This is a genomic window from Amycolatopsis ultiminotia (genome assembly GCF_039536925.1).
In the GTDB taxonomy this organism is placed as follows: Bacteria; Actinomycetota; Actinomycetes; order Mycobacteriales; family Pseudonocardiaceae; genus Amycolatopsis; species Amycolatopsis ultiminotia.
Genome location: NZ_BAAAZN010000005.1, coordinates 361,623 through 374,081, shown reverse-complemented (window position 1 = coordinate 374,081; position 12,459 = coordinate 361,623). Strand labels below are relative to the sequence as shown.

At 70.3% G+C, this 12,459-nt stretch carries 10 protein-coding genes; 5 read left to right on the top strand and 5 right to left on the bottom strand.

Annotated features, from left to right (window positions below):
- Positions 1-58: 58 nt before the first annotated feature.
- Genes ABD793_RS14575 through ABD793_RS14560 form a run of 4 tightly spaced genes read left to right on the top strand, consistent with a single transcriptional unit; the run spans position 59 to position 5,173 of the window.
- Positions 59-1,036, top strand: coding sequence for an ABC transporter substrate-binding protein (locus ABD793_RS14575; RefSeq protein WP_344859896.1), 978 nt, complete (start codon positions 59-61; stop codon positions 1,034-1,036).
- Complete coding sequence (locus ABD793_RS14570) at positions 1,037-2,698, top strand: ABC transporter ATP-binding protein (RefSeq protein ID WP_344859894.1); 1,662 nt, start codon at positions 1,037-1,039, stop codon at positions 2,696-2,698. It abuts the gene before it with no gap.
- Entirely contained in the window at positions 2,691-4,412 is a 1,722-nt protein-coding gene (locus ABD793_RS14565) for an ABC transporter ATP-binding protein (RefSeq protein WP_344859892.1), read from the top strand. Before ABD793_RS14570 ends, ABD793_RS14565 begins: the two co-directional genes overlap by 8 nt.
- The gene (locus tag ABD793_RS14560; RefSeq protein WP_344859890.1) at positions 4,412-5,173 is read left to right on the top strand and encodes a class I SAM-dependent methyltransferase; all 762 of its coding nucleotides are present in this window, start codon (positions 4,412-4,414) and stop codon (positions 5,171-5,173) included. The genes ABD793_RS14565 and ABD793_RS14560 overlap by 1 nt, the downstream gene beginning before the upstream one ends.
- Positions 5,174-5,404: 231 nt before the next feature.
- On the opposite strand, the gene ABD793_RS14555 is transcribed toward ABD793_RS14560, so the two are convergent.
- Positions 5,405-5,878, bottom strand: coding sequence for a MarR family winged helix-turn-helix transcriptional regulator (locus ABD793_RS14555; RefSeq protein ID WP_344859888.1), 474 nt, complete (start codon positions 5,876-5,878; stop codon positions 5,405-5,407).
- A gap of 201 nt (positions 5,879-6,079) precedes the next feature.
- Here ABD793_RS14555 and ABD793_RS14550 point away from each other — a divergent pair, with 201 nt between their 5' ends.
- On the top strand, positions 6,080-7,036 hold the full coding sequence (locus ABD793_RS14550; RefSeq protein WP_344859886.1) for a LysR family transcriptional regulator: 957 nt from the start codon (positions 6,080-6,082) through the stop codon (positions 7,034-7,036).
- On the opposite strand, the gene fdhD is transcribed toward ABD793_RS14550, so the two are convergent.
- The 4 genes from fdhD to ABD793_RS14530 form a co-directional block, all read right to left on the bottom strand.
- Complete coding sequence (gene fdhD / locus ABD793_RS14545) at positions 6,991-7,830, bottom strand: formate dehydrogenase accessory sulfurtransferase FdhD (protein ID WP_344859884.1); 840 nt, start codon at positions 7,828-7,830, stop codon at positions 6,991-6,993. The two genes, ABD793_RS14550 and fdhD, sit on opposite strands and share 46 nt — an antisense overlap.
- Entirely contained in the window at positions 7,763-10,132 is a 2,370-nt protein-coding gene (locus ABD793_RS14540; RefSeq protein WP_344859882.1) for an FdhF/YdeP family oxidoreductase, read from the bottom strand. The genes fdhD and ABD793_RS14540 overlap by 68 nt, the downstream gene beginning before the upstream one ends.
- Before the next feature lie 291 nt (positions 10,133-10,423).
- Positions 10,424-10,996, bottom strand: coding sequence for a GNAT family N-acetyltransferase (locus ABD793_RS14535; protein WP_344859880.1), 573 nt, complete (start codon positions 10,994-10,996; stop codon positions 10,424-10,426).
- Between the two features lie 91 nt (positions 10,997-11,087).
- On the bottom strand, positions 11,088-12,449 hold the full coding sequence (locus ABD793_RS14530) for an amidase (protein ID WP_344859878.1): 1,362 nt from the start codon (positions 12,447-12,449) through the stop codon (positions 11,088-11,090).
- Positions 12,450-12,459: the final 10 nt, after the last annotated feature.

Below are 12,459 nucleotides of genomic sequence, written 5' to 3'. Positions count from 1 at the left end.
CGGGGCCTCGGGTTTACGATTAGGTAAGGCTCGCCTTAGAAATGGAACGGGAGCGAAGATGGTGCTGCAGCGTGACCTGTCGAGACGAGCGGTGCTGACCACCGCACTGGGAGCGCTGGGCACCCTCGGGCTGGCCGCCTGCGGCAGCGGTGCCGACGACGCGGCGGCGCCTGCCGGGCAGACCCGCAAGGTCGCCACCGACCTCGGCGAGGTCGAAGTGCCGGTGAACCCGGGGAAGGTGGTCGCGGCCGACTTCTACCCGTCGTTCATCCTGCAGGACCTCGGGATCACGCCGATCGGGGTGTGCGAGTACACCGAGGACCTGGTCCACCCGGCCTACCGGAACCTGCTGTCGCTGCCGAAGATCGGCCCGAACGGCCAGCCGAACGTGCAGGAGATCGCCCGGCTGGCCCCGGATCTCGTGGTGTCGATGGGCTACGCTTCCGGACGCTCCCGGATGCAGCCGGTCTACGACCAGATCCAGGCCGTCGCACCGGCGATCGTGCTGCTTTCCAGCAGCCAGGCCAAGTTCTGGCGGGAGTGCGCGGACCGGCTGGCGCCGATGATCGGCCGCGAGGCGCAGGGCCGGAAGCTGCGCGACAGCTACGAGGGCAAGATCGCCGAGATCAAGAAACAGCGGGCGGCGCAGCTGGCCGGGCACAAGTGGGCCTACATCTCGCAGGGCAACAACTCCGGCACCTGGACGCTGAACATGGCCGGCTCCGCACTCGGCGGCGTGCTCGCCGACGCCGGGCTCCAGTTCGGCAAGGAGGCCACCGGACAGACCAAGAACGGCCAGGAGTTCTCCTACGAGCAGTTCAACGCCATCGCCGATTGCGACGTGCTCGTCTACCCGGTCACCTACGACGGCAAGCCGCGGCAGCCGGTGCAGGCCGTGCTGGAGCAGTCCACGTTCCGTGAGCTGCCCGCGGTCAAGGCAGGCAGGCTCTACCCGATGCCGAACTACAGCGTCGCCTCCTACCGCATCGCCACGGACGCGCTCAACGACGTCGACAAGATCCTCGCGGGGTTGTGAGTGAACCGGGCCGACGTCCGCCTGCTGTGGTCGTGCGTGCGGGAGTACCGCGGCCAGGTGCTGGTCTCGATCCTCGCCGGCCTGGTCTTCCAGGGCGCCTCGATCGTGCTGCCCGACCTGCTGAAACAGGGTCTCGACCAGGGCGTTGTCGGCGGAGACCGGGGTTCGCTGGTGATCTGGGCGGTGATCGTCCTGGTGGCGACGCTGGTCTCGGTGGGTGGTCTGCTGGGCATGCTGTGGTCGGCGGTCACCTATTCGACCGCGGCCGCCGGGGGGCTGCGTGAGCGGCTGCTCGACCACGTGCTGACCCTGGACCGGACGGCGGACCGGTTCGGTGCCGGGGACCTGGCCATCCGCGGCACCCGCGACGTCGACGCGGTGCGCGCCTGGCTGGCCGGGATCGCGTCACTGGTATCCGGCGCATGCGGGTTCGTCGCGATCGTGGTGGCGATCGCGCTGCTCGATCCGCTGCTCGCGGTGGTCGGCCTCGCGGTGGTCCCGCTGATCGCGCTCGCCAGCATCTTCTACCCGAAGCGGCTCGCCTCGGTGAACGCCGATCTTTCGGCCGCGCACGGCCGTCGCGCGGATGCGGTCGAGAACCTGTTGACCGGTGCGGAATCCGTGCGCGGGCTCGGTGCCGAACGCGTGCTGGTCGACGTGCACCACCGGGACAGCGCCGAGGTCACCACGCACACCTTCCGGGTGGCCAGGGTCGCGGCGGACTGGACGGCGCTGGCCCCGTTCATCCCGGCCGCCGGCACCGCGATCGGACTGGCGGTGGGCGGACCCGCGGTGGCGTCCGGCGCGCTGAGCATCGGCGGCCTGGTCGCGTTCACCACCTGGATGACCATGCTCTCGGGCTGGATCGGCATGCTGACCACGCGCTTCACCCAGGTCGTGCAGGCGATGACCGCGGCGCGGCGGATCAACGAGGTGCTGCAGGCACAGCCCACGGTGCGGGACCCCGCGCAGCCGATGCCGTTGCCCTCGCGGGGTGCGCTGGAACTGCGTGCGGTGGACCTGCCCGGCGGAACGCTGTCCGAACGCGTCGAGGCCGGGGAGTTCGTCGCGGTCACCGGCCCGCTCGGTTCGGGCAAAACCCGGCTGACCCGGTTGCTGTGCCGGCTCGACGATCCGGCACACGGCGACGTCCGCTACGGCGAGGCCGACCTCCGGACTGCGGAACTGCGCGAGGTACGGCAGCGGATCACCTACGTGCCACAGCGGCCCACCATGGTGTCCGGCACGATTGCCGAGAACCTGGCACTCGGCCAACCCGGCCGCACGCTCGCCGAACTGCGCGAGGCTTGCCGCGGCGCGGCGATCGACGCCGAGATCGAGTCCCTTCCGGACGGTTACGAGACCCCGGTCGGCGAACGCGGCAGTACGCTGTCCGGCGGGCAGCGGCAACGCCTCGCACTGGCAAGGGGCATGCTGGCCGGTGCCGAAGTGCTCGTGCTCGACGACGTCACGTCCGCAGTGGACATCGCGACCGAACGCACGATGCTGGCGAATCTGCGCGCGTGGGCAACGAAAACCGCGACCACCGTCGTGTTCGCCACCCATCGCAGTGCGGTGCTCGAGGAAGCCGACCGGGTGCTGAGGCTGCCCAGCCCGGTGCGCCGGGACCTGGTGCCGACGGCGGGAGCCGTCGATGGCTGACCAAGCGACCACAGTGGACGAATCGGTACTGGAAGAAGCTCCGTCCCAACGGAACCTGCGTGCCAGGGCCTGGCCACACCTGCGTCCGCACCGGCGGCTGATCGTGATCGCGGTCGTGGTCACCGCACTGTCCACGCTGGCGCTCGCGCTGATCCCGCCGGCGATCGGCTGGGTCACCGACGTGGTGCTCGCCGGAGACCGCACCGGGATGCTGGTGGCGGCACTGGCCGTGCTCGGCCTCGCCGTGGCGCGGATGGTGCTGCTGCGCGCGTCCGAAGTACTGCTCGTCCGTGCCGGCGAGCGCGTGGTGCGGCAGCTGCGGGACCTCGTGGTGGAGCGGCTGGCCGGTACGGCGCTGCGGTTCCTGGAACGGCACCGCACCGGCGACCTGCTGCGACGGGTCACGAGTGAGGTGTCGGATCTGGCCGGGTTCGTCCGCTCGGATCTGCCGGATCTGCTGGCTGTGGTCGGCTACCTGACGTTTTCCACGATCGTGCTGCTGCTCTATTCGGTACCGCTGACGCTGCTGCTGGCGCTGGTCTTCCTGCCCGCGACGGTCTGGCTGCTGCGGTCGTTCAAACGGGCCGCCGCGCCCGCGTTCTCCGCGCAGGCCGCCCGGCAGGCGGAAGCAGCGGCCACCTACCGCGAAGGAACCGAGGCGCGGGAGCTGCTGCAAACCACCGGTGCCCACGACGTGATCCGCGATCGGCTGGTCGAGGACCACCGTCGGCTGGTCACCGCGGCCCGGCACGCGCAACGGGTCGCCTTCCGCAGTAGCGCGGTCACCGTGGTCCAGGGCGTCGCGGACGCGGTCATGCTGGTCGCCGCCGGTCTGCTTGCCGTCTACGGCGTGATCAGCGTCGGCACAGTGGTCGTGTTCGTGCTCGCGATGCGCCAGCTGTTCAGCTCGGTCACGCAGCTGACCCAGCTGCTCACCCAGATGCAGACGTCCCGGACTGCTTTCGCGCGGCTGCTCAACCTGCTGGCGGTGACGTCCGACGTGCCGGCGCCCGGGGCGGAGCCGCACGCACCGGTCACACCGCGGCGAGGTGAACTGAGCGCGGACAGCGTGTGCTTCTCCTACACCGAGGACGCGCAGGTGCTGCACGACGTCGTGGTGCATTTCCCGAGCGGGGACCGCGTGGCGCTGGCCGGTCCGACCGGTTCGGGCAAGACGACGTTGTCGAAGCTGCTGTCCGGGCTGTACCGCCCGGCGACCGGCCGGATCCGGTACGCGGGCACCGACCTGCGCGAGATCCCGCCCGCCGAACTGCGCGCACGGATCGTGCTCGTACCGCAACAGGTCCACCTGATCACCGGCACCCTCGCGGACAACCTCGCGCTGGTGCCGGGCAATCCGGATCGGGACGAGCTGGCCGGTGCGGTCGGCGCACTGGAACTGCAGGATTGGGTCGCCGGTCTCGACAACGGACTGGACACCGACCTCGGCGCACGGGGTGCGCGCCTGTCGGCGGGGGAACAGCAGCTGGTGGCGTTGCTGCGAGCCGCGTTGCTGGACCCGGCCGTGCTCATCCTCGACGAGGCGACCGCCGACATCGATCCGGCGACCGCGGCGCGGATCGAAACCGCGATCGACCGGCTGCGCGGCGACCGCACGCTCATCGTGATCGCACACCGCCCGGCCACGATCGAGCGCATGCGCACGGTGATCTCGTTGCGGGGCGGCAGGATCGAAGAACGGAGTGCCGGCTGATGACCTGGGCCATTGGCGAGTTCAGCCAGGAAGAGGACCGTTACGCCGAGGTGCTGCGCCGGCAGTGGGGCAGCGACACGCTGCGGCAGATCTACCGGGATGCCTACGGCACGGACTATCCGGAGGAAGCCGACCCGTTCGGCTTCGTCACGAGGACGGACCTGGCCCGCATCGCCGAACTCGCCGGCCCGGTGCGGGGCAGGCGGCTCGCGGACCTCGGCTGCGGACGCGGCGGTCCCGGCCTGGAAGTGGCACGGGCATTGGGCACCTCACTGGCCGGGGTCGACGTGGTCGAAGCCGCGGTGACCGAAGCCCGCACCCGCGCGGCCGCCGCGGATGTCGCCGACACCCGCTTCACGGTCGGCAGCTTCGAAGCGACCGGACTGGAGACCCGTTCGTGCGCCGCGGTGATGAGCGTGGACGCACTGTGGATGGTCTGGGACAAGCCCGCCGCGTTCGCGGAGGTCACCCGCATCCTGGAGCCGGGCGGGCGATTCGTGTTCACCACCTGGGAACCCGCCTACCTCGACCACCGCAGCCTGCTTTCCGACGCCGGTTTCGAGGTGCTGGTCCACGAGGAAACCCCGGCGTGGCTGCGCCGGCAGCTCGCGGTGTACCGCGGCATCCTCGGCCACCGCAGGGAACTCGCCGACGAGATGGGCCAGACCGCGGCCGCCACGCTGATCGCCGAGGCACGGGAGACGCGCTCGGTACTGGCCACCACACCGCGGGTACTGGTGGCGGCACGCAAAAGCGGTTAGGCCGGGTCCTTGCTTTGCTCCGGCGAGCTCCTGCACCGGTATTGCCGCCGGGCCCTCGGGCGGGACCGCGGATCCACGCGGTGCGCCGGTGGCACGAATGCTGTCCTGCCAACGAGGTCCACGAACTCCGGCCGACTGCTTTCCGATGAAGCCCTGCTCCGATTTCGGGACCGGATTCCGCCCTTGTGCGACCGCTGTGGTGTTTCCGGCAAATCCGCGACCGGTTTCGCGTTACGGTTGTTCCGCGGGCGGGCTTTCGACCCGGTCGATCAGCTGCTCGCTCCAGCTCAGGATGGCCCCGGCCTGCTCGGGGGTGAGCGGATCGAAGAAGCACTCCCGGATCGCACGGGCGTGCCCGTGCAGGGCCTGTTCGGCCAGCCGCCGGCCTTTCCGGGCCAGCCCGATTCCGGTGCGCCTGCCGCTGGCGCCGCCTTCGGCGCGGACCACGAAGCCGCGGTTCTCCACCCGGGTGAGCTGATGCGACACCCGGCTCTTCTCCCAGCCGAGTGAGTCCGCCAGCTCCTGCACCCGCAGCTGCTGCCCTGGTGCGTGCAGCAACGTCACGAGCACGCTGAACTCGGCCTTGGAGATCCCGAACTCCGCCTGCAACCGGCGATCGACCTCCCGGACGAGCAGCCGGTGCGCCCGCATCCAGGTGTTCCACAGCTGCTGCTGACCGGCGTCGAGCAGGTCGGAGTCCGTCATCCGGCCAGCGTAGGGACGGTGAGTTGAGCCCTCAACTCGGCTCGCCCGCGAGCGCCGGGTCATCCGGTCACCCGGTTGTCGTCCTCGGCCGGTCCGAGTGTCGAATCCGGCAGCCCGAGCACTCCGTACTGGCGCATCGGGCCGGTACGGCGGTTCCGGCCCGGCCTAGGATCTCCTGATGCCGAGGGAAAGGAGGCCGCCGTGCTCTTCCGGCAGCTGGAATACCTGGTCGCGCTGGCCGGGGAGCGGCACTTCGCCCGTGCGGCGGAGCAGTGCGGGGTTTCCCAGCCGTCGCTGTCCGAGGCGATCCGCAAGCTGGAGGAAGAGCTGGCCGTGCCGCTGATCCGGCGGGGCAGGCGGTTCGACGGGCTGACCGCGGAGGGCGACCGGGTGGTGGCGTGGGCCCGGCAGATCCTCGCCGACCGGGACTCCCTGCTCACTGCGGTCGGTGCCATGCGCACCGGTCTGACCGGGCGGCTGCGCATCGGCACCGTGCCCAGCGCCGGGGTGACCGCGCCCCGGCTGATCGAAACGCTCGGCGTGGCCCATCCGCTGCTCACCACCGACGTGGCCTCGGATCTGACGTCGGTGACCATCGTCGACCGGCTCCGCGATTTCTCGCTGGACGCCGCACTGACCTACCTCGACGACGACATGCGTGCCGAGTTCCGGGTGCTTCCGCTGTACCTGGAGCGATACGCCCTGCTGGTGGGCCCCGACCGGGCCGCCGTGCTGGGACCGGTGGCGTCCTGGGCGGATGCCGCCGCGCTGCCGCTGTGCCTGCTGACCCCGTCGATGCGGGGCAGGCGGATGATGGACGACTGCTTCGCCGACGCCGGGACCGCGCCCGTCGCGGAGGTCGAGACGGACTCCTTCGCGACCGTGCTCGCGCACGTCGCGAACGGGCGCACGGCAGGGGTCGTACCGCTGGCCTGGCTGCACGCACTGGGCGTACCGGCGGGCGTGCGGGCGATCCCGCTGGCAAAGCCGCCGAAGCCGGTGCAGATCGGCCTTGTGGTGCGTGCACGCGATCCGCAGCCGCCCGCGGTACGGGCACTGCTGGCCGCGGCGGAGGAGACCGATTTCCGGGAGCTGGAGAGCGGGCCTGCCGGCTATCCGACCGGCTCGGCCACCCGCAGCCGTTCGGTGCGGCTGTAGACGTTCACCGACCGGCCGCGCAGGAACCCCATCAGCGTCAGCCCGGTTTCGGTGGCCAGATCGACCGCGAGCGACGACGGCGCGGACACCGCGGCGAGCACCGGGATCCCGGCCATCGCCGCCTTCTGCACCAGTTCGAACGACGCCCGGCCACTGACCATCAGCACCGCGCCGCGCAACGGCAGCCAGCCCTGCCGCAGCGCGTGCCCGACCAGTTTGTCCACCGCGTTGTGCCTGCCGACGTCCTCACGCAGCACCAGCAGCTCACCGTCGGCGGAGAACAGCCCAGCGGCGTGCAGCCCGCCGGTGCTGTCGAACACCCGCTGCGCGGCCCGCAGCCGGTCCGGCAGCGAGAACACGACGTCCGGGTCGATCGCGGTGTCGTCCTCGTCGAGGCTCCATCGGGTCGTGGTGCGCACTGCGTCGAGGCTGGCCTTGCCGCACAGCCCGCAGGACGAGGTGGTGTAGAAGTTGCGCTCCAGCGAAGCCTCCGGCAGTGGTGTGCCGGGGGACAGCGCGATGTCGACGATGTTGTAGGTGTTGCCGCCGTCGGCGGTGGCGCCCGCGCAGTACCGGATTCCGGCGATCTGCTCCGCGTGGTGCACCACGCCCTCACTGACCAGGAATCCCGCGGCGAGGTCGAAGTCGGAGCCGGGGGTGCGCATGGTGACCGTGAGCGGCTTGCCGCCGACCCGGATCTCCATCGGCTCCTCGCCGGCCAGCGTGTCAGGCCGGTGCGTGCTGGTCTCGTCCCGCAGGCGCAGCACCTGGCGTCGTACCGTCGCTCGTCCCATGCTCTTCACTCCTCTCGGCTCGCGGGTCCACCGGCTCGAGCCGGACCACGATCCCCTTCGAGGTGGGGCAGTTGCTCGTCTCGGCGACGCTGTCCAGTGGTACCAGCACGTTCGTCTCCGGGTAGTACGCGGCGGCCGAACCACGCGAGGTCGGGTACGGCACGACGCGGAAGTTCCGCGCCCGGCGCTCCGATCCGTCGGTCCAGATGCTGACCAGGTCGACGTGCTGCAGTTCGGTCAGTCCCAGCTCGGCCATGTCCTCGGGGTTGACCATCACGATGTGCCGTCCGTGCCGGATGCCGCGGTAACGGTCGTTGGCCGAATACGGGATGGTGTTCCACTGGTCGTGCGAACGCAGCGACTGCAGCACGAGGTGCCCCTCGGGTGCGTCGAGGAAGTCGAAAGCGTTGCCGGTGAACATCGCCTTACCGGTGGCGGTGCGGAACACGTGGTCGTTGACCGGATTCCGCAGGGCGAACCCGGCCGGGTCGGCGATCCGCGCGTTGAAGTCCTCGAAACCGGGGACGACCCGGGAAATCCGGTCCCGGACGCGTGCGTAGTCGGCTTCGAACTCCTCCCACGGGATGTCCGGACGGCTGCCCAGTGTCCGGCGTGCCAGCCGCGAAATGATCGCCACCTCGCTGAGCAGGTGCGGCGAGGCAGGCGGCAGCTTCCCGCGCGAGGCGTGCACCATGCTCATCGAATCCTCGACGGTCACCACCTGTTCGCCGCTTGCCTGCAGGTCCCGGTCACTGCGGCCGAGGGTGGGCAGGATCAGCGCCACCTCGCCGCAGACCGCGTGCGACCGGTTGAGCTTGGTGGAGATGTGCGCGGTCAGCCGGCAGGTGCGCAGGGCTTGCTCGGTCACTTCGCTGTCCGGCGTCGCGCGGACGAAATTGCCTGCCACGCCGAGGAAAACCTTCACCGCACCATCGCGCATGGCACGGATCGTGTCGACCGTGTCGTGGCCGTGCTTCGTCGGCGGGGTGAAGGAGAACTCGCGCCCGAGTGCGTCGAGGAACTTTTGCGGCACGCGTTCCCAGATGCCCATGGTGCGGTCGCCCTGCACGTTGCTGTGCCCGCGGACCGGGCACACCCCGGCACCCGGCTTGCCCAGGTTCCCGCGCAGCAGCAGGAAGTTCACCATCTCGCGGATGATCGGCACCCCGTGCCGCTGCTGGGTGATGCCCATCGCCCAGCACACGATGACCTTCTTGCTGGCGAGCACGCGTTCGTGCACCTGCTCGATCTCGGCGCGGGTCAGCCCGGTGGCGGCCAGCACGTCGTCCCACGCGGTCCGGCGGATGTGCTCGGTGAAGTCGGCGAACCCGCAGGTGTGCGCGTTGATGAACTCGTGGTCGAGCACCGTGCCGGGATTCGCGTCCTCGGCCTCGATCAGCAGCAGGTTCAGCGCCTGGAACAGGGCGAGGTCGCCACCCGCGCGGATGTGCAGGAACTGGTCGGCGATCTTCGTACCACGGCCGACGATCCCGCGGGGCCGCTGCGGATGCTTGAACCGCATCAGCCCGGCTTCCGGCAGCGTGTTCACCGCGACGATCTGGCCGCCGCGGCGTTTGTTCTCCTCCAGCGCGGTCAGCATCCGCGGGTGGTTCGTGCCGGGGTTCTGGCCGACCACGAAGATCAGGTCGGCCTCGTACAGGTCGTCGAGGCTGACGCTGCCCTTGCCGACGCCGAGGGTTTGCATCAGCGCCGAACCGCTGGACTCGTGGCACATGTTGCTGCAGTCGGGCAGGTTGTTGGTGCCGTAGGCACGGGCGAAGAGCTGGAGCAGGAACGCTGCCTCGTTGCCCAGCCTGCCGGAGGTGTAGAACGCCGCTTCGTCCGGTGTGTCCAGCGCCTGCAGTTCGCCGGCCAGCAGCGACAGGGCGCCGTCCCAGCCGATCGGTTCGTAGTAGTCGGAGCCGGCCGGTTTGACCATCGGCTCGGTGAGCCTGCCCTGCTGGTTGAGCAGGAAATCCGACATCGCGTTGATCTCGGAAACGGAATGCTGCCGGAAGAATTCCCGTCCGACGCGGCGAGTGGTCGCCTCGTCGTTGATGTGCTTTGCGCCGTTTTCGCAGTATTCGTTGAGATGCCTTTTCTTCGGCTCCTCTTCCGGCCACGCGCAGCCGGGGCAGTCGATGCCGCTGCCCTGGTTGACGTTCAGCAGGGTGGTGAGCATCCGCCGCGGCGAGGTCTCCTTCAGCGAGTACTCGATCGCGTGCGCCACCGCAGGCAACCCGGTGGCCCAGGTCTTGGGCGGGGCGAGCCGCACCGCGTCGTCGCCGGGTTCGTCTTTCATCAGCAGCGCGCGCCTTCCCTGCGGTCCGGTATTTCGGATACCGCCACGGTAACCGGGGCCGTTTCAGGCCGTCAAAAAGGCTCTGGCTGACCCGTGATAGGGCGTACCTATCGAGCGGTTCGGGCGGTGCGCGGAAATGGTGCCCGGTTTCGCGCTGCGCTTTTCGGGCGACGTCGCCCGAATTCGGTTTCGCCGGTTCGCGGTTCCATCTGCTTCGCCGACCACGGCAGCACCCGCATCGAGCGCTTGCCGACCGACAACGCCTCGGCCCGCCGCCGGCCCTTCAGTCACCTAGCGCGGGTCGACCGTGCGGGTGACGACCCAGCGGTGCGGGGAAATCGGCCGGGTGCGGGTGAAACCGTGGTGTTCGAAGGCCGCCATCGGGCCGGTGTGCAGGTACGAGCCGGGCACGGTGCGGTCGTCGGTCTCTTCGGGGTAGCCCTCCACCACGCCACCGCCGCGGCGGGCGATCTCGGCCAGCGCGCCGCTGAGCGCGGTGCCGGCGACTCCGCCGCGGCGCCGGCCCCTGCCGGTGAAGAAGCAGGTGATCCGCCAGTCCGGCAGGGTGGTGCGGCCGGCGTCGTAGCGGCGTCGGCTCTTGATCTCCGGCAGTTCCTCCGGGGAGCCGAACTGGCACCAGCCCACGCACTGCGCGCCCTCGAACACCAACGCGGCATGGGCGCGCCCCTCGCGGACGAGGTGCTGCTTGTCCGCCCGGTTCTGCTCCGCGGTGCGACCCTTGCCGAGTTTCACGTGGAAACCCATGCACCAGCAGCCGCCCCACACCCCGTTGTTCGCCTCGGCCAGTTGGGCGAACGCGGGCCAGGTGTCGGCACTCAGTGCCCGGACCTGCAGGACGGACATGCCTGCAGCCTGCCCTCCGGATGCGGAAAAGGCCAGCTCAGCCGGGTCTGCTCGGTGGTGAGACGCGCGTCCGGTCGTAATGCGCCGCGGCTCAGACCGAGATCGGCTCCACGGTCTCCGCGAGCCAGCGGGCGATCGCCGTGACCCGGGCGTCGGTTCCGGGCCTGCCCATCACCTGGACCCCCATCGGCAGGCCGGCCACGGTCAGCAGCGGCACGGTCACCACCGGGGCACCGAGCAGCGAGCCCGGGGTGTTGAAGACCGCGTCGCCGGTCGGCCACGGTGCGAGCGGCTCACCGGGTACATCGCCGGACCACAGTGGCGCGGGCCCGGGTGAGGCAGGCGACACCAGCACGTCCACGTCGAGCGCGGTGTGTTCGCGGCGAATGCGGGCGCGACGTTCGAGCAGGTCGGCATATCCGTCCACGCCCAGCCGGTCCGCCACGCGCAGCACGGCCTTGCCTCGCTCGCTGACGCCATCCGGATGCTGCGCGACCAGATCCTGGGTCCACCAGTGATTTTCCCATGCGGTGATGGTGGTCGTGGTATCGCGGGCGCCGACCAGGCTCTGCTCGAACCGTTCGATACCCGGATGCCCGGCCCTGGCCGCCACCGGTACCCCGGTGCCTGCCAGCCTGCGGACGAACTCCTCGAACGCCTTGTGCGACCGTTCGTCTACTGTGGACCATCCTTCGGTTTCCAGTACCCCGAGCGAGAACGGTCGGTGCGCCGCCGGTGGGCTGTCCGGTCCGGCCAGCCGGGCGTGCCCCGGATCGCCGCCCGCGCGCTTCGCGATTTCGATGGCGACCAGCCACAGGTCTTCCTGGCACGTCGCGTGCACGCCGTGCGTGCTCATGCTCGTGGTCTGCCGCTCGCCCCGGTTGATCGCGCCCTGTGACGGTTTCAGCGCCCAGTTCCCGCAGTAGCTGGCGGGCCGGATGATCGAGCCGCCGACCTGGGTGCCGATCGCCGCCGGGACCATTCCGGCGCCGACCGCGGCGGCGGAGCCGGACGAGGAGCCGCCCGGGGTGCGTGCCGGATCGAACGGATTCGTCGTGGGGCCCGGTTCCGAGCCGCCGAGTTCGGCGGTGACGGTCTTGCCGACGATCACCGCACCCGCCTCGCGCAATGCCCGTACCGCGGCGTTGTCCCGCCGGGGAAAGTTGCCCTCGTGTGCCGCGCAGCCCATCTGGGTCGGCAGGTCCGCGGTCTCCAGCAGGTCCTTGATCCCGATCGGCATCCCGTCGATCGGGGACAGCGGGGCGCCCTCGCGCCAGCGCGCGGTACTGCGATCGGCCTGCTCCCGCGCGCCCTGCTCGTTGCGCACCACCCACGCGCGCACGGTCGGTTCGCGTTCGGTGATCGTGTCGAGACAACGCTCGAGGTAGTCGCGCGGAGTGTCCGCGCCGGTGCCGAAGCTCGCGGTGGCGAGGTGGAACGGTGCTGCAGTCATGGAGAATTCC